This window comes from Alteromonas sp. ISO5 (assembly GCF_058105165.1).
The window spans coordinates 3217332-3235392 of record NZ_CM176572.1 but is presented as its reverse complement, the minus strand read 5'-3'; the positions used below and the strand labels follow the sequence as shown (position 1 = coordinate 3235392).

The 18061-nt window shown below is 50.9% G+C and carries 19 protein-coding genes; all 19 read right to left on the bottom strand.

Annotation, left to right across the window (positions count from 1 at the left end):
* Positions 1-5: 5 nt before the first annotated feature.
* Positions 6-287 (bottom strand): HypC/HybG/HupF family hydrogenase formation chaperone, encoded by a 282-nt coding sequence (locus AC2T0J_RS14465; RefSeq protein WP_489806497.1) that lies wholly within the window; start codon positions 285-287, stop codon positions 6-8.
* A 13-nt stretch (positions 288-300) separates the two neighbouring features.
* Positions 301-1776: a sigma-54-dependent transcriptional regulator gene (locus tag AC2T0J_RS14460; protein ID WP_489806496.1), complete on the bottom strand. Its 1476-nt coding sequence runs from the start codon at positions 1774-1776 to the stop codon at positions 301-303.
* Positions 1776-2771 carry a hydrogenase nickel incorporation protein HypB gene (gene hypB / locus AC2T0J_RS14455; protein WP_489806495.1) on the bottom strand — a complete coding sequence of 332 codons (996 nt, stop codon included), beginning with the start codon at positions 2769-2771 and terminating at the stop codon, positions 1776-1778. The genes AC2T0J_RS14460 and hypB overlap by 1 nt, the downstream gene beginning before the upstream one ends.
* Before the next feature lie 2 nt (positions 2772-2773).
* Complete coding sequence (gene hypA / locus AC2T0J_RS14450) at positions 2774-3115, bottom strand: hydrogenase maturation nickel metallochaperone HypA (RefSeq protein ID WP_020745489.1); 342 nt, start codon at positions 3113-3115, stop codon at positions 2774-2776.
* Complete coding sequence (locus AC2T0J_RS14445) at positions 3108-4256, bottom strand: nickel-dependent hydrogenase large subunit (RefSeq protein WP_489806494.1); 1149 nt, start codon at positions 4254-4256, stop codon at positions 3108-3110. Before AC2T0J_RS14445 ends, hypA begins: the two co-directional genes overlap by 8 nt.
* Positions 4253-4789: a [NiFe]-hydrogenase assembly chaperone HybE gene (gene hybE / locus AC2T0J_RS14440; RefSeq protein WP_489806493.1), complete on the bottom strand. Its 537-nt coding sequence runs from the start codon at positions 4787-4789 to the stop codon at positions 4253-4255. Before hybE ends, AC2T0J_RS14445 begins: the two co-directional genes overlap by 4 nt.
* A gap of 2 nt (positions 4790-4791) precedes the next feature.
* Positions 4792-5013 (bottom strand): rubredoxin, encoded by a 222-nt coding sequence (locus AC2T0J_RS14435; RefSeq protein ID WP_489806492.1) that lies wholly within the window; start codon positions 5011-5013, stop codon positions 4792-4794.
* A gap of 10 nt (positions 5014-5023) precedes the next feature.
* Positions 5024-5887 carry a hydrogenase expression/formation protein gene (locus AC2T0J_RS14430; RefSeq protein ID WP_489806491.1) on the bottom strand — a complete coding sequence of 288 codons (864 nt, stop codon included), beginning with the start codon at positions 5885-5887 and terminating at the stop codon, positions 5024-5026.
* A 9-nt stretch (positions 5888-5896) separates the two neighbouring features.
* Positions 5897-6328: a hypothetical protein gene (locus tag AC2T0J_RS14425; protein WP_489806490.1), complete on the bottom strand. Its 432-nt coding sequence runs from the start codon at positions 6326-6328 to the stop codon at positions 5897-5899.
* 19 nt (positions 6329-6347) lie between these two features.
* On the bottom strand, positions 6348-6656 hold the full coding sequence (locus AC2T0J_RS14420; RefSeq protein ID WP_489806489.1) for a HypC/HybG/HupF family hydrogenase formation chaperone: 309 nt from the start codon (positions 6654-6656) through the stop codon (positions 6348-6350).
* The gene (locus AC2T0J_RS14415) at positions 6656-7285 is read right to left on the bottom strand and encodes a HyaD/HybD family hydrogenase maturation endopeptidase (RefSeq protein WP_489806488.1); all 630 of its coding nucleotides are present in this window, start codon (positions 7283-7285) and stop codon (positions 6656-6658) included. The genes AC2T0J_RS14420 and AC2T0J_RS14415 overlap by 1 nt, the downstream gene beginning before the upstream one ends.
* 196 nt (positions 7286-7481) lie before the next feature.
* Positions 7482-7790, bottom strand: a complete 309-nt coding sequence (locus AC2T0J_RS14410; RefSeq protein ID WP_489806487.1) for a HigA family addiction module antitoxin — start codon at positions 7788-7790, stop codon at positions 7482-7484.
* A gap of 87 nt (positions 7791-7877) precedes the next feature.
* The gene (gene cybH, locus AC2T0J_RS14405; RefSeq protein ID WP_489806486.1) at positions 7878-8636 is read right to left on the bottom strand and encodes a Ni/Fe-hydrogenase, b-type cytochrome subunit; all 759 of its coding nucleotides are present in this window, start codon (positions 8634-8636) and stop codon (positions 7878-7880) included.
* A 37-nt stretch (positions 8637-8673) separates the two neighbouring features.
* Positions 8674-10482 carry a nickel-dependent hydrogenase large subunit gene (locus AC2T0J_RS14400; RefSeq protein ID WP_489806485.1) on the bottom strand — a complete coding sequence of 603 codons (1809 nt, stop codon included), beginning with the start codon at positions 10480-10482 and terminating at the stop codon, positions 8674-8676.
* 2 nt (positions 10483-10484) lie between these two features.
* Positions 10485-11558 carry a hydrogenase small subunit gene (locus AC2T0J_RS14395; protein WP_489806484.1) on the bottom strand — a complete coding sequence of 358 codons (1074 nt, stop codon included), beginning with the start codon at positions 11556-11558 and terminating at the stop codon, positions 10485-10487.
* Positions 11559-11899: 341 nt separating this feature from the next.
* The gene (gene hypF / locus AC2T0J_RS14390; RefSeq protein WP_489806483.1) at positions 11900-14206 is read right to left on the bottom strand and encodes a carbamoyltransferase HypF; all 2307 of its coding nucleotides are present in this window, start codon (positions 14204-14206) and stop codon (positions 11900-11902) included.
* Positions 14206-15657: a nickel-dependent hydrogenase large subunit gene (locus tag AC2T0J_RS14385; protein ID WP_489806482.1), complete on the bottom strand. Its 1452-nt coding sequence runs from the start codon at positions 15655-15657 to the stop codon at positions 14206-14208. Before AC2T0J_RS14385 ends, hypF begins: the two co-directional genes overlap by 1 nt.
* 32 nt (positions 15658-15689) lie before the next feature.
* Positions 15690-16685 carry an NADH-quinone oxidoreductase subunit B family protein gene (locus AC2T0J_RS14380; protein WP_489806481.1) on the bottom strand — a complete coding sequence of 332 codons (996 nt, stop codon included), beginning with the start codon at positions 16683-16685 and terminating at the stop codon, positions 15690-15692.
* Entirely contained in the window at positions 16678-18006 is a 1329-nt protein-coding gene (locus AC2T0J_RS14375; protein WP_489806480.1) for a PAS domain-containing sensor histidine kinase, read from the bottom strand. Before AC2T0J_RS14375 ends, AC2T0J_RS14380 begins: the two co-directional genes overlap by 8 nt.
* Positions 18007-18061 lie beyond the last annotated feature (55 nt).

Below are 18061 nucleotides of genomic sequence, written 5' to 3'. Positions count from 1 at the left end.
CACGGTTATCCCTGAGCACCCTGCTGCATCGCGTCGAGCTCTTCCTGCAACTCACCAATCTCAGCAAGAATTTCCAGCGTCCGCCGGGCCTCATCCTCGTCGATAATGCTCATGGCAAACCCTACGTGCACCAGTGCCCAGCTACCAACTAAAGAGTGCAGGTTACCATCAGCAGGCACCACACAACTTAAGTTGGCCTCGCGTTTAACACCAGAAACCTGAACAATACCGGTTTGCAAGGCTTCATCGCTAATAGCGATAATCTGGCCGGGGATCCCTAAACACATACTGATACTCCCCTCAATGCTGTTTACTGGTTTCTGAATCGCCTGATTTCTCAAGCTCGTAGCGCTCTAGCTTCGAGCGCAACCCTACCCGTGACAAACCCAGTTCCAACGACGCACTGCTCTTATTCCAGCGGTGGCGGATCAGTGTCTCGCGCAGAATGCGTTTTTCCAGCAATTCGACCTTTTCTTTGAGCGTGCCTTCAAGGGCAGCGAACACTTCGATATCTTCATCTTCGCCGCCAGGAGCAGCTCTCAGAACCCGCGAATTCAGTAAGTCAGCGGTCAGCCATTCGCCCTCACACATTACCAGCATCCGGCGTACCTCATTTTGTAATTCACGTACGTTACCCGGCCAGCTGTAGCGTTTCATACAATCGATGGTTTCTTCGCTAAAGCCTTTCACCGGCTTGTCGAACTGATGCATGGCAGTTTGTAAAAAGCTGTTCGCCAGCACCGGAATATCAATGGTACGACGAGACAATGCCGGCAGCTCCAAAGTGACTTCGGCTAAGCGAAAATAAAGATCCTGACGGAAACGACCAGCACGAACCTCTTCTTCGAGGTCACGGTTTGTTGACGCAATTACCCGCACATTGATCTTACGGCGTTGTTGCTCACCCAACCGGCGAATTTCACGTTCCTGCAGTACTCGCAACAATTTAACCTGAAAAGCCGGGCTGATCTCGCCAATTTCATCAAGAAAAATGGTGCCGCCGTCGGCCTGTTCAAATAAGCCCACATGGTCGGTAATCGCGCCGGTAAATGACCCTTTTTTATGACCAAACAGTTCAGATGCCAGCAGTTCATCGGGCATAGCACCACAGTTTTCTACCACAAACGGCCGGTCTGAACGCAAGCTGTTGTAATGCAGCGCCCGGGCAAATAATTCCTTACCCGCACCGGATGGGCCGGTGATGAGCACCGAGACGTCATAAGGGGCAATTTTGCTGACCTGATCACAGACCATATTCAGCGGACTTTGCGCATGGCGCTTTATTTCCTCGAGCTGAAAGCTATTACGCAGATGGGCCTTTTTCTCATTAACCTGTTGCTCGGCCTGCTCTTCAGTAAGACGCATCTCCATATTCAGCAGCGCGTTTTCGCTTTGTAGGGCACACATCCTGCAAGCGCTGCGGATAATCATTAACAGACTTTCCGGGTGCCAGGGTTTAGTGATGTACTGCAAAATGCCGGCTTCATTAAGCCCTTTAATAATATCTTCTGAGTCGGTATAGCCAGACAAAATGAGCCGGGCAACCTGAGGCCAGCGATCCCGCACTTCGGTTAACAGCTCCACACCGGTGCGATCCGGCATGCGCTGGTCGCACAAGATCACCTGCACGTCATGGCTTTCCAGTAAATCCAGCGCTCCGTCGGCGCTGTTAGCGGTTAATACGACAAACTCTTCATCCAGAGTTCGCTCAAGGGTTTCAAGCGAACGGACTTCATCATCAACGCATAACACAATAGGACGTTGTGATGTGGTCATTATAAAATTGCCTTAAACTGCTCTACCTGTTGCTGCAGAAAATGAATGCGCGATTCAATGATGGCTGCCCGTTTGGTGTTGATCCAATCGAGCCACTCCTGCATCCCCTCGCCACTTTTGGCTGACAGCTGAATAATGCGGATATCAGGATTAACCTGTTTAGCGTATTGAATACACTTTTCCACATCAAAATCCAGGTAAGGCAACAGATCGGTTTTGTTAAGGATCATCAGTTCAGAGGCATGGAACATATCCGGATACTTCAGCGGCTTATCTTCGCCTTCAGTCACCGACAGAATCGACACTTTTGCCGCCTCGCCCAAATCAAAAGACGCCGGGCACACCAGATTACCTACATTTTCAATAAACAGCACGCCGCCGGTCATCCCGGAGAAACTATCCATAGCATGGCCCACCATATGGGCATCGAGGTGACAACCTTTACCGGTATTGATCTGGATAGCCTGAACGCCGGTTTCGCGAATGCGGTCAGCATCGTTGGCCGTTTGCTGATCCCCTTCAATCACGCCTACGGTGTAGCGGTCTTTTATATGATTAATGGTTTCAGTGAGTAAAGTGGTTTTGCCTGAGCCCGGGCTTGATACCAGGTTGAGCACAAACAACGATTGCTGCTCAAAGCGTACCCGGTTTTGTGCGGCATACTGGTTATTCTTACCCAGAATATCCTGTTCTATTTGCACCATACGGCTTTGACTAAGGCCAGCCACGTGGGCATGAGCTGGGCCTTTGCCGAAGTGAATGTTATCGCCATCACTTTCAATACCGCTGTGGTCATGCTGGTCTTCATGACTGTGCGCGTGAGAGTGTGAATGGCCGTGACTATGTCCACCATGATGGTCGCTATGATGATGATCATGCTCGTGATGATGGTGATGCCCGTGTGCATGAGTGTGATCATGACTATGCCCGTGGGCGTGACCTTCATGCCCTTCTATTTTTACTTCACCTTCTGAACAACCGCAAACCGTACACATGTTTATGCCACCTCTAGTTCTTTTATTCTCATTTCTTCGCCCTGCGTTATCTGTAAGTGATAACTGCCACAAACAGGGCAACTGTCATAGCGTTGCGTGACCGGGACGGTATCCAGACACTGCAAACAGAAGGCTTTTCCCGGCATTTTTATAATGTGCAGGCTGGCGCCTTCGGCCAGACTTCCTCTTATTACCGCATCGAAACAAAACGTTAGTGCGTCGGCTTCGATGGTGGCGAGCGGGCCGATTTCGACCCACACCGCTTTGACTTTTTCAAACGACTGGCTCACTGCCTGTTCTTCTAATACCTGCAGGATCCCTTCTGCAATAGACATCTCATGCATGGATTAACTCCAACTGCCACGACACACAAGGGTCGAGAAGTTTTATCAAGGTTTCAGCCACCGGTGTTACCTGATCCCTGGGTAAATATAACCCTTCCAGCATGGTTTTGAGACTACCCTGGGAATGAAAATTCCACTCGGTGGGCGCAATAATCTGGTAATTAGTCACGTGATTGCGGTTATCCAGTTCAACTTTATGTAACAGCCAACCTCTGGCAGTCTCTACTACCGAACAACCGCGGACGCCGGTTCCTTCTGGTTGATGAAACTGATGCTGCCGGCCAAGTGCTCTGAGCCGCATCGGCGCTGTGGTAATTTCACGGTAAAGCGAGCGCAGGCGACTTTCAATCACAAATCCTCTGCCATCAATGTGTTGCCGCGCCCAACAGCCGGTTTCAGCGGCCCCCCCGTTAACCGTTGGCTGATGACAAAACTGTTCCGCTTCCGCAGCCTTTAATGATGTCAACACTGCCATCAGCTGTTGCGGCTCAGTTAAGTCTAACGTTTTTGCAGCCAGTCCTAACGGGTATTCACCGCAGGCTTTCAACAACTGACACACCTCTGCTGGCAATCCCATCGTTGCTAACGACGCTTCTCCCCGGTTGGTCGGCAACAACGGTTTAATGACCTCTTCCAACTGTCGGGCCAGATGCTCAAGCGCAGGCTGGCAGGTCGCCTTACCAGAGGTTGTCGAAGCCAGGGTTAAACTCCAGTCAAGCTGCTTACGACACTGATTAAACCAGTCCACCACATGACTCATCATGGATTTATGTGGTGGCGCCCAGTTGGTCACCCAGCTAAACACCTGTTCCCGTAAAGACTCCGCAAATAATAACGTATCCCGGGCTTGTTTTAGGACCGACGTTTCGGTCACACCAGCGGCACTCTCTGCGGCTCTGAGCGCGGCGATTAACTGCCCCATACCGCAAATATAAAAGAGCGATGGCATCATCGCCAGCACACGTTCTACCGGCTTTTCCCTGAACAGGCGGGTAACCGCAAAGGGACGGGTACTCTTAATCTCAACCGCTTTGATATGGTCGCGGTTATAACCAACGGTAACCCGTATGCCGCCAGTAAGCGAATTCACGCCTGTGTTTTGAGTGTTGCTCGCGACAGCCAGTTCTGCAGCAATATTCATGGTCTGCTGTCCTCACGCCGAGCGAAATTGCCGGTTAAAAATGCCCGACGACTCACTTCGGGCGTCTCTTCATCAGCTTCGTTTTCAACAGACTGGCGCATTTCGCTGTGCACCGTGTAGCTTTGGTGACGTTCTGAGGGCGCGTTGTTGTCGGCATCAAACAGTGCTGCCAACACTTCCTGCGCGGTTTCCATGGCCATGCTCTGGGATGAGAATTCAAACATGGGTGAAAACACGGAGCAGGTTGCGAAATCACCACACTTGCGGGCATAAGCACGAATAAATTCATACTGGCCAGAAGGTAACCTCTGACGAAATTTAGCCCCTACCAGTTGAGCGTTTTGATGGGACTCTTCGCTTGGGAGTAACAGGATGTTCATACACCAGGGCGTAACGATAATACCCAGCCAATTGTCTTCCCATAATAAAAATTCGGTCGCATCCACTGCGAGCTTATTGTTGTACACCGGCAGGCCTGCCATTTTGCGGGCCACCGATTCATAGAAAGCGACAACTGCTTTATCGTTTGACACTGTTAGTCCTCTATCACCATGAACTGATCGCGGTCACCATCGCATTCAGGACAACGCCAGTGATCGGGTAAGTCGACAAACGCCGTTCCCGCTGGAATTTGCCAGACCTCATCACCTTCAGCCGGGTCGTACACATACCAGCATATCTTGCATTCCAGTTTAGCCTGCTTATCAATCCGGCTGGCGTCACCTAAATAACTACCTTCAAAGCCCTGAAAACTCATTTTTGAATTCCTATACCAGCGCAGTACGAATTTCAGACAGACGGACGGCTGAATCAGTCAGATCCTCGGGTGCTGCGCAAGCCACTGCAGGTATTGCCACAATCTCCAGGGTGTCCAGGATTAGTTGGTCGGTACTGTTGTAATACTGTACACGCCATAAGCCCTCTACCTGAGTTGACGTGATCCGGCAGTTACCGTAACCCCGGGATAAGATGGTGACACAGCCAGTGCCTGTGGTTTCTGTCAGACAATAGTGATCTTCCGGTGAAAACGGCAGTAAAGAAAGATTAATGACATGTGATGCCATGCCCTGCTTACGCTGATAGTCCGCTGAGATATCTGCAATTTCTACCAGTACAGAAGGCGCATTCAATAGTCCTTCCGGCAAGCTGGCAATACGGGCGGGTAAATCCACTTTGGTGGCAAATGCCCGCTCTTTAACGCATTCGGGGATTTCTGCCACCTCAATGGCTTCTGCCGTTACGTTGCCCTGCTCGTCAAAGGTACGCAGACGCCAGATGCCCGCCATCACGGTTTCCTGAATTCTGACTGGCTTATCGCCCTCAATCAGAACACTAACCTCACCTTCGCCAAGAATTTGATTAAGCAGGTTTAAATCTGCTTCCGGTAACTCAGTAAGCGTCATAATACTGCGCTGTCCGTTTTCATTGATCTGGCCAAGCATAAGCTGGATATCGGCGAGGATACTCATGGCCCGGGGGCAGCGCTCGAGTTCACTTTCTTGCGGAAACGATGGCATATCATAAGTATTCATTTCCGACGGCATTTTCATGTAATCAAGTACCATGTCGCCTTCCGACTGGCTGCCCGGCCCGATTGGGACATTGACGATGTTTATACTGTTATCACGCATGTTGTTCCCCTAATGTCCGCAACTTTTATTGAGTGGATTAAACACTACTGGAATACCGATCCCTGGATCCGGGCGGGGCTCCAGCGCCAGGATTCGATTGATTTCGTGGACGTAGTCATCCCAGTTCTGCACCTTGGTAATGGCGTCGAGATACTGGCCATGCTTAAGAAACACCAGTGCCGGCCAGGCCATAAAGTTGTAGCGTCCTCGGCACGCGGTCTGAATATCTTCAGACACTACTGCAGGAGTCAGTTGGGGGAACTGTTTGATCAGTTCCGGCAAGATCACTGCGACATCCAGACTCTCGGGAAAACGTTTGGGATCTTCGGTTAGAAACAATACGCTAAAGGGTGTTTGCTCAATAAAACGCTCGAAGTTATCATCGTCGAGTAAGGGATAGCCCAACTCGTCGAGAAGACGATTAATCAGCGGTGAGTTCATAGTGTTCTCTTATTTTCTGTTATTTTAAAAGCGGTTTTAAATGCTCAGGCAGTTCTGGCTCTCGCTCGACAAGGTCTTTAAAGCAATCTTCCAGATCGACACTTTGCCCGGACATTACCCGCTCAATAGCGCTGACAGCCTCTTCCACCTGTTGCGCCCGCTCTTCAGTCAGCACTTCCCGGGCAGCGTCTAAAAATACTAACAACCAGTCACCAGCCTCTACATCGCCTATCAGCGAGGTATCAATCCAGCGCTGCTCTGCACCGCGCTGACAGTAAGCTTTATGGCTGTCGGTGTGAATAACCTGAAACGGCACACCAATACACATTACTGAGTAATTTCCCCTGCGGTAGCACTACCGATAACCCGACTATCGCCAGTGCGGCAGGCCGCATCTTCATCTGGCCGGCCTTGTTCATAATCGCTAAGATTCAGCTGACCAGGCGCTAATGCCTGTGCAGCGCCAGTGCTTCGCTCTGCCACTACGCCAAAACGCGCCATATATTCGAGCGCTTTCTCAATTGCGGGCTGAACCTGTGCTTTCACTTCGGATCGTAAGCTCCCGCCAAAATCTTCAAGTTCTGCAGGCTGACAACCGATAAGCAGCAAATCTGCCGGATAATTGCCGGTAAATTCAGCCATGGCGAGCACTTCCTGAAAACCGGTCTGATGCAGACTCATCTGTTTAGCGCCCATAAATTTAGGCACTTCGTCGTTGTAGATGGTTTTTAAGGTGCCTGGTGCCAGGCCGTAATCAATAGCGTCGAACACCACCAGCACATCGGCTTCCTGAACATGCTGTACCAGATAAATACCCTGGGTACCGCCATCCATGATCTTTACGTTTTCACCAAATTCGTAATCCTGGTTGAGCGTCTCAACACAGCGAACACCAAACCCCTCATCAGCCCATAACACATTGCCAATGCCTAAAATAAGTATTTGCTTTTCATTCATTTGATTTTGCACTGCCGTAAAACTCGGATTGCCAGGCGCTTCCGTTAATTACATTTCATTTACATGTAACAAGTAGCATGCCAACTTATTAAAAAATGGCGAAGCGCCTTACGGCGGGGTGTCACGGGGAGCGTTACAATTAACCATAATAAAAAAGAGGAAATAGATGTGACGAAAATACCTACCTATCGGAAAGTTACTTACCACCTTCGTTAATGAAGCGACGGCTGGCATCGTACAGTTCCCAAAGCTGTTGTTTTTCCAACCAAAACATTGGGGTAGTCTGAAATTGTCGGGCGAGTCTGATGGCGGTATCGGCAGAGATAGCACGCTGCCCCCTGATAATCTCGTGTACACGTCTTCGGGATGTACCGAGAAGTCTGGCCAGCTCAGACTGGCTGATATGCAGGGGTTTAAGATAGCAACGTTCAAGAAAAAGACCGGGGTGTTCAGGCTTACGACTACTCAGGCAACGGCTGCTCACATTGAGATTGAAGGCTGTCATCAGGTTGCTCAGAAAAGTAAACAAAATGGGTTAAAGAAAAAGAGACGCAGGCGGGGTCAACCATTGCCTGCATCCCTTTGAGAAGCCTTAATCCGGCTTATCGTCCTTAAACATCCGCCAGCCACTGATCATGGTGGAGATCAGACTTTGACGTGACATAATGTCTTCACGAATAGCCACATACACATGGATCATAATAAAGGTGACCAGGTACCACATGCCCAGGCGATGCCAGGTATGTACATCCTGACTCTGTCCGAACAGCGGAATCACCCAGCCAAACAGCGTATCCTGCCAACTCCCCTGCCCGGCGCCTTCGCTGTAAAGCGCAAAGCCGGTAAAGATCATAAAGATCATGCCGAGGATAAAGAAAAAGAACATGCCGAGCTGTGCCAACGGGTTATGCCCGATATATTTCTTAGGCGTCTTTTCCATAAACAGGTACCAGCGCACCTCATGCCATACCTCTTTCCACCAGGTTTTTACGAAAAACTTCGGAAAGAACAATTCACGGGAATGATGGTTACCCACCAGCGCCCAGTACAACCGGCCGATAAAACCAATTGTTACCACATAAGCCGCCGCAAAGTGGGCAAAACGAATGTAACCCATCAGGAAGTTATCGCTGGCTTCACCCGGTAAGGTGGGTAATGGCTGGCCGATAAAATATCCCGTCACGCACAGGGTGATGATGGAAAACACCGTTATCCAGTGCCATAAGCGCACTGGCGCTTCGTAAACGTATACCGCCGTTTGCCGACGGGTAATGACCTTTTCATCACCACTATGATGATTATCAGTCAGATGCTCTTGGGGCACCGTTTTGCTTTCCACTGACGTAGACATAGGTTGAGTCTCCAGCGAGAGTATTTCATCTACTCTCTTAACGAATTTTCACTTTAGTCAGCTCCTGACCATCTTCACTCATTACGTGCGTGGAACAAGCCAGACACGGGTCAAAGCTGTGAAGCGTTCGCAGGATTTCAACCGGCTCATCAGGACGTTCCATAGGCGTATTGAGCAACGACGCCTCAAACGCACCAATGTTACCTTCTGAGTCACGGGGAGAACCGTTCCAGGTGGTCGGTACCACCGCCTGGTAGTTCTCAATTTTGCCGTCTTTAATCTTGATCCAGTGACCCAGCGCACCACGGGGTGCTTCGTTGGTACCCACCCCTTTCGCTTCTTTAGGCCAGGTTTTCGGATCCCATTTTTCAACATTGGCGGTAGAGGTATCACCATTTTTGATGTTGTTAATCAATTGATGCCAGTCAGCCAGCATCGAGTCGACACACAGTTCAGAATCCAGTGCTCGCGCCAGCGTACGACCCAAGGTAGAAGGTAGGAACTGCTTTAAGCCAAGGTCCATACCCGTGGCCTGATTAAACGCCGAAAGTGAGCGGTCGACCTGTTCCTGAACGTACTCTTTGCCGGAAGCATAAGCCACGATGTAACGTGACAGCGGGCCCACTTCCATGGCATGACCTTTCCAGCGAGGGGATTTGATCCAGCTGTACTTAGCGCTTTCATCCAACTCTTTGATGTTAGTTTTGGTGCCCTTAAAGTTTGGTCCCAGCTCAAATTTCGCTTCTGTTTCACCGTCCCAGGGGTGCAGACCTTTAGCGCCGTTGGCATACTGATACCAGCTGTGATCAACAAATTCCTGAATTTCGTCCGGGTTACGTACATCTACCGGATGCACTTCGTCCCAGTTGCCGTTGATGATCGCCCCCGCCGGGATCAGGTCGGTGGATTTATCACCTGGCACCACGGTGTGTGTGCCATAACTCAGTACGTTAGACGCTGACAGACCACCGCCATACAGCCAGTCTTTGTATAAAGTGGCAATGGCGATGACGTCGGGAATATAAACATTTTTAATAAATGCTTCCGCTTCGCGAATACGCTCCAGCACAAAGTTCAGGCTGGTCATATTTACCGGTGCACCCGATGAACCGGTACCGTCGAGATTAATCGCACAAGGCACACCACCGACCATGAAGTTAGGATGTGGGTTTTTACCGCCGAAGATCGTATGGATCTTGACGATTTCTTTTTGCATATCCAGCGCTTCAAGATAGTGAGCTACCGCCATCAAATCAGCTTCCGGCGGCAGTTTATAAGCCGGGTTACTCCAGTAACCATTGGCAAATAAGCCTAGCTGGCCACTTTCGATAAATTTCTTAATGCGGGTTTGAACGTCGCGGAAATATCCCGGACTGGATAGCGGATGCGAAGACGAAATTTTCTGCTGTAGGGCAGAAGTAGCTTTCGGATCGGCTTTCAGCGCATTAACCGGGTTCACCCAGTCCAGCGCATGCAGATGATAAAAATGCACCACGTGATCGTGGATATTCAGTGTTTTATCCATCAGGTGACGAATAAGGTGCGCATTTAACGGAATATCAATGCCCAGCGCATCTTCCACCGCACGCACACTGGTGAGTGCGTGACAACCGGTACACACCCCACAAATACGTTCAACGAATGCCCAGGCATCACGAGGATCACGGCCTTTTAAAATGACTTCCAGACCGCGCCACATGGTGCCGGTGGATACCGCATTACGAATAATATTGTTGTCATCGACATTCACTTCGCAGCGCATGTGACCTTCAATGCGGGTCACCGGATCCACCACAATCCGACGGCCTGAACTGTCGAGTAATTTAGCATTTAACGGCGTATTCATTATTATTGTTCTCCCTTATGCTGCGCGCGTTTCACCGCACTAACCGCAGCATGGGCAGCAATCGCTGCACCTACACCACCGGCAACGGCAGTGCCTACTTCATCAGCGTTCGATTCGATACCGAACTGGTTAATATCGGTCAGACGGTCATAGAAGGAACCTTTATCCCAGAAACCATCTTCCGAACAGCCAATACAGCCGTGACCGGCCTGGATGGGGAAGGACGTGCCTTCGTTCCAGCGCACTGTGGAACAGGCGTTATAAGTTGTTGGCCCTTTACAGCCCACTTTGTACAGGCAGTAACCCTTCCGGGCGCCCTCGTCATCCCAGTGCTCGACAAACTGACCGGCATCGAAGTGCGGACGGCGGTAGCATTTATCGTGGATACGCTGGCTGTAAAACATCTTCGGACGTCCCTGACGGTCTAGCTCCGGTACCTTACCGAAAGTCAGCATATAGGTGATAACGCCGGTCATTACCTCCGCAATGGGTGGGCAACCCGGTACTTTAATAATGGGCTTGTCTTTAATCACTTTATGAATCGGTACTGCCTGGGTCGGGTTCGGACGAGCCGCCTGAACACAGCCCCATGAGGCACATGAGCCCCATGCAATGATGGCCGCAGCATCTTTTGCCGCATGTTTGAGCTGATCAAGGAAAGGCTTTCCCCCCACAATACAGAACATGCCGTCTTCATTGAGCGGCGGATTACCTTCTACAGCAAGGATGTATTTGCCCTTGTACTTCTGCATGGTCTCTTCAAGAATGGCTTCAGCCTGATGCCCCGCTGACGCCATTAACGTATCGTCGTAATCCAGTGAAATCATCGATAACACAACGTCCTTCACCAATGGGTGAGCAGAACGAATAAACGATTCAGAACAACAGGTACATTCCAGTCCGTGCAGCCACAGCACGGGAGTACGTTCCTTGGTTTCCATGGCATTGGCAATACGTGGTGCAAACGCAGGGCCCAGTCCTAATGCAGCAGCAGTTAAGCTACAATACTTCAGGAAACTGCGACGGGTTATCCCCTGTCGCCGCATGACTTCGTAAAAGGTCTCTAATTGGGACATTCGGTCCTCCGGCAGTGATACCGCTGAAATGACACTTACCTCACATTTGCACGGCCAATCGGTCTTGGTTTTAGTTACGATGTAAGTGGCGTTCAGCTATTATTTTTCTAATGACACAGCGTGATGTTTTTTTAAGTACGCACAAGCGTGAATGCAAACAACAGACCAACTACAAATAACCATTAATAACAATAAGTTAAAACTAAAAAACAGGGAGTCGCATGAAGACTACTTACCACTAGACAGGAAAAGCGGAAAGTCTGTTTACACTGTGTTAACGACCTTTCCAGGCCGTAGGGGATGGGTTTTAAGAATGACCGGATAAACCAATAATGTTGATTTTATTTGGCTGTTGCCATGGCGACTAATGCCTGACCAAAGGCTATTCCGCCATCATTTGCCGGTAGTTGCTGATGCGTTAGCACCTTAAAACCGGCGGTTAATAATGCACTGGTCAGCGGCTCACTGAGCAGTAGGTTTTGCATCACACCGCCCGATAGAACCACTGTGGTAAAACGATGTGAATGACTTAAGGTTAAGGTCATTTCGGTAAGTGCTACAACCAGTCCTTTATGAAAAGCCATTGCCATAGCGGCTTTGCTGCGTCCCTGCTTTAAATCCGCCAGTAGTTGTTGCCACAACCCGAATGTAACGATCTGGCTATCTTTAATATCCAGTTGATAAGGCTCTACATCTTCCTGACAAGTTGTCGCCAGCGTTTCCAGTCTGATGGCGGCCTGCCCTTCGTAGGAGATGTGAGGCGGCGCACACCCAAGGGCTGCGGCCACCGCATCAAACAATCTGCCTGCAGAGCTGGTCATCGGGCAATTCATTTGCATCGACAGCATTTTTTCGAAACTTTTACACATAGGATCGGCAAACTGCGGGCAAACCTCCGTCATCTCAGCCATCTGTTCTGCACTGAAGCTTAGTCTTAACTGAGCATACAAGGAACGCCAGGGAGATTTGATTGCCTGAGCGCCACCAATTAAAGGCACCGGCGCTAGCGAGGCGACCCGTTCCATGGCAGCATAACCGCCATATAAAAACTCACCGCCCCACAGGGTCTCATCGGTGCCGAAACCGGTACCATCAAGGCAGATCCCAAGTACCGCATCACCCGCCAGTGGATAGCGATTATCGCCCAGACACGCGGCAATATGAGCATGATGGTGTTGTACCTGTGACAAAAGAGCGCCTTGTTCTTCCAGGCTTACACCGTGTTTTGTTGACAGATACTCCGGGTGCATGTCACACACATAATGCGTTGCCGCGTTATCATATAACTCACGATAAAGCTCAAGGGTATGCAAATATTCATCGAACGTGTTGGCATCATACAGGTCACCAAGGTGCTGGGTAATCACCGCCCGGCCATCCTTAACCAGACACAGCGTATTCTTTAACTGACCGCCCAGCGCGATAAGCGACTGCCCGGCAGGAAACCCTACCGGTAACGGTAAACTGGTCGGCGCGTAACCGCGGGCGCGGCGCAGTACCTGAACCCCGCTTTCCCTGGCGATGACAACCGAATCATCCAGCCGGTTATGAATCGGCCGGTTATGTAATAACAACAGATCGGCAATATCATTCAGTTGGTCCCGTGCAGCCTCATTGGTAATAGCCTGAGGCTCTCCGGAGCGATTGCCACTGGTCATCACCAGAGGAAAGTCCACCTCCGCCAATAACAAATAATGTACCGGTGAATAAGGCAACATCACACCTATCCTCGCGTTATCCGGAGCAACGGATGGTGCGATAATCGGATGTTGCTCAGGCGTTCTCGGCTGCGCTAGCAGCACCACGGGCGCCGCAGGATGAGTCAGCAGGGCTTCGTCTTGTTTAGTCACGGTGGCAAAGCCCCGGATGGTATTAATATTGGCAGCCATCAGCGCCAGCGCTTTATGAGGACGTTGTTTACGCTCGCGTAAACGTTTCACCGCGTTTTCATTGGTCGCGTCACAGGCTAAATGAACTCCGCCGATCCCTTTAATCGCAACAATCTGTCCATCGCGCAACGCTTCACCCAGCGCATGAAAAGGCGCTTCGCTGGCTAGCCTTTCACCATCTGGAGTTTCCAGCCAGCAGTGTGGACCACAGTCAGGACAGGCATTCGGTTGCGCATGAAAACGGCGGTCTGCCGGATTCTGGTACTCCTGTAGACAAGCCTTGCAAAGGGTAAAATCGGCCATCGTGGTGGAAGCCCGATCGTAGGGTATTTTGCGGATGATACTTAGCCGCGGGCCACAATTGGTGCAATTGATAAAAGGATACCGGAACCGGCGATCGCCAGAGTGATTCAGCTCTGTAAGGCAGTCAGGGCATGTAGCGGCATCCGGTGCACAACCGGTCGTAACGGTACCCGACTGAGATACATCAATTTCAAAGGATGAAAATAAAGGCAAATGCAGCGTCTCATGATGTATTGCATCGATCCGGGCCAGTGGCGGTAGCTGCTGCGACATTAGTTCAGCAAACTCACTGGCCTGCTGCGCATTACAGTTAAGCTCAATGATTACACCACCAGCGTCGTTATAGACCCGGCCGGTGAGCTTTAAATCTGTCGCCAGACGCCAGATAAACGGGCGAAAGCCTACGCCCTGAACAATCCCGTTAACGCGTAAGCGCATTCCCTTGCTATCTGGCATTAATGCACCGTACAGGCCATACAGGGATCGAAAGAGCGAACAATATGTTGCACCGACATCGGCGTTTTTTCGCCAGCCATTACTGGCGCCCCTACCACGGCTTTTTCCAGCGCGCCTGGTTGTTCGTACTGATCACGTGGCGAGAAATTCCAGCTCGTCGGCGCGATGATCTGATAATTACTGATCTTGCCGTTTTTTACTTCCAGCCAGTGGCCCAAAGCGCCTCGGGCCGCTTCAACCAGGCCAACACCTGAGGCCTCGGCGGGCATATCACCGTGATGACAAAAGGGTGCCTTGGGATCAATTTGCTTTATCCACTGTTCCATTTGCCCTACCACAATGGCTACTTCAAGTAGTCTGGCAACCACTCGGCTTAACACATTGCCACCGTGGCGGCTGGCCATATCACGCACCAGAGGGTGACCATTAACCACTTGTCGCGCCAAAGGACCGACTTCTACCACTTTCTGCCCTAACCGGGGAGCCTTACACCAACTATATCCCGCTTCATTATCGAGCGTAGGCTGGGTAATTCCCTTTGCTGGGGGATGCGGATGGTCGCTGTCACTCATCCAGCTATGGGAGTGATCTTCGGCTATGCGCCCAATATCCAATGGGCTTGTCTGGCCATTTTGATAACTGCCAGCTGCCCACATGGGCTCATCAATCGCACCATAGGCACCAAAGCTGAGGAAATGATCCGTTGCCCGACCAAGCTGGTGTAACTGCTGTACCTCAGCCACATGCAAAAAACGGCGAAAGTCAGAGCTGTGCCAGGGCTTTTGCTGATGCCACTGCCACAGTTCGGCCTCGCTTTTAAGCTGACTGATGGTGGTCAGGCTATCGCCAAACAAAGTACTTTCCAGAAATCGTTTAAACCCGGCAACGATAGCCAGTAAACGCAGGCGCTCTTTGGGCTCAATCGCTTTGGCTACGCCCCCCGGTTGTAAACTCAGGGTATGTGGCCACTTACCGGCCATAAGCCCCATCAGGTGCAGAAAGTCAGCTCGGGCTGGTAACATTTGGGCCGCGGCGGAACCTGCAGTCGCTTTAAACCGGGCCTGGATATCACCAAACCAGGCAGCGCCAGCGTAACTGTCGCGGGCAAAATCGGGCATAAAAAACAGATAAAAATGCGTGATAAGATCGGTAATATTCTCACTTGCCAGTACCAGATTAGTACACAGCTCGCCGTTTTTCGGCATATTCAGTCCCATGGCATCGGCTAACGCGCGGGCACTGGCCACCGACTGGGTAACCGAACAAATCCCGCAAATCCGCGGCGTATAAACCAGTGCATCCATGGGTTTGTGACCCAGTAAGATTCGTTCAAAACCACGATAAAGCGGCGAGTTCACTTCGGCTCGCTGAACTTTACCCTCCCCGGTTTCCAGGGTAATTTCCAGGTCCCCTTCCACGCGATTAAAGGGACCGGCGACAATTCGGTTCATACTGCTACTCTCTGACTGTACATACTGATGGTTCAGCCTTTACGTTTATGAATGGTGGGCGGGTAAATTAACTGTTCGGCAATCGCATTCTTTTTTAAGCGTTCAGGCGTGGCCGCTTTAGACAATTGCGCCAGGGCTACAAACCAGGCCTTGGGCATATCAGTTGGCAGGCCAACCGGGATCCCGGCAATTTTCGGCGTTTGGCAGAAGCTGTGCCCAGGCTCTTCAAATTCAGGCGCGGTACAGTTGATACACGGGTAACCACCATTAGTACAGGAACCCTGACCATTCCACGGCCGGCTATTACAGTCAGCATGAGCCTGGGTACCTTTGCAGCCCATATTTTCCATCATGCAACCGCGGTCGCCCATGTCCACGGCACTGGCTTTATATTCATAGAATTCATTGCGGGAGCAGCCGTGATGCACCAGATGATCGGCATACATACGTGGCCGACCAAATTTATCGAGTTGCTCATCATTGTGCTCACCCAGCGCAATACTCATCAGCGTTTCGGTAACCCAGTCAGGGTGTACCGGGCAACCAGCGATATTAACCACCTGTTCGCCACTTTGCGAGGTGAAATCCTTGCCCAGCAAACCGCCTGCCATTTCGCCGTCAAATTGCAGACCAGTGGCATCAGTATCATTAGCCCCTGCTGCCGTAATGCCGCCGTAGGCCGCGCAACTGCCAACAGCAACCGTGTAGCGAGCAATGTCCGCCAGCGCTTTTACCCATTCAATCATGGGCTTGCCGGTACCGCCCATGATGTGGAACTTGCCAGTGCCCATGGGGCCGGTCATCATTGAGCCTTCAATACAAAGAATATCCAGCGCAATGGCGCCGCTCAGAATGCCCTCAAGCATGGCAATACACTCATCACCGGTAGCTTCGCTTAACGACGGATGCCACAGCAGATTGATGCCGGCATTTTCAAACAGGGTCAACACATCGGGGGATTCGGCATTGAGTAACGACATGGAACAACCGCCGCAACCGCCGGATTGCAGCCATAACAAATTAAGCATTAGCGGACTCCCGGTAGGGTAAAAACAGGCTGGCGATAGCACCGCCTTCGGTATGATTGTCGATGGACAATTCGCCATTATGTTGCGAAACGATACCATAGCTAATTGATAACCCCAGGCCTGTTCCCATACCAACCGGCTTGGTTGTATAGAAAGGCTCAAAGATTTGCGGCGCATCATCAGCGCTGATCCCCGGCCCGGTATCCTTTATCGTCAGCAACACGCCGTCTTTGTCTACACTGGCATTGATAGTTAACCTACGAAGCTCGGAAGCGGCCATGGCATCCACCGCGTTTTCAATCAGGTTTACCACGACCTGATGGATCTGGCCTGCATGGCCATAGGCTTCCAATGGCCGGGGAATATTGTCAATAACCTCAACCGCATAATCATTTTCTTTCATTATCCAGTGTAAAGCGGTATGCACCGCATAACTGAGGTCGAAAGACGCCTTTTCTGACACCTGCGCTGATGAAAACTGACGTAAATCATTAACGATTTCTTTTACCCGGTCAGCGCCTTCCATCGTGCCATCCACCAGCGAATTGAGATCCTTGATGGCTTTTTCCAGGCGCATGTTTTCGCGCATTTCTCGCAGTGTGTCGCGGCTCTCGCCATTGGCTACTGCATCAAAATAGGTACTGAGTTTATCGGTGTAGCGACGTAATACGTGCATGTTGCCATACACAAAGCTGATAGGATTGTTCAGCTCGTGGGCCACCCCTGCGACCAGACGACCCAGAGAAGCCATTTTTTCTGACTGAATAAGCCGTTGCTGGGCGAGCTGTAATTCAGCATGGGCGATATTGAGCTCTTTATAGGCCCTTTGTAGCTCGCCCAGAGGCCGTCCTACCAGTACCATGCCGACTGACTTACCGCGGTGATTTAAGCGTGTCGTACAATTTACCGATAATGGCACATTACCCGACTTGCCCTGTAACTCAAGTTCGTAGTCACGCACAGGCTGGGCGCGCAGACGCTCGTGGAAGCCTTGTACCTTGTCGTGCAGCTCCGGGGCGATAAAGGTGAGAATAGAGCGGCCAATCAGAGCCGATTCCGACTCCCCCACCAGCTCGGTCAGCGCCCGGTTGACCCCTTCTATAATGCCATCGTTATCACAGACGATGAGCACATCATTCATGGCACTTTGAATGCTGTCAGAAAAGCTCTTGGCCTCTTCAAGCTCAACGTTTTTCTCTTCGACTTCGACCTGCGACTGCACCAGATCCGCATAGGCTTCATCCATCTTCTGGATGACGCTAACCCAGGCATCTTCATTCTGAATGGCTTGTACCGGATCGAAATCTAAAGAGTCGGTCATATCTGCAGAGTGTCATTATCAATACAGGCACTATACCTGACGGTATTCCGCCCGC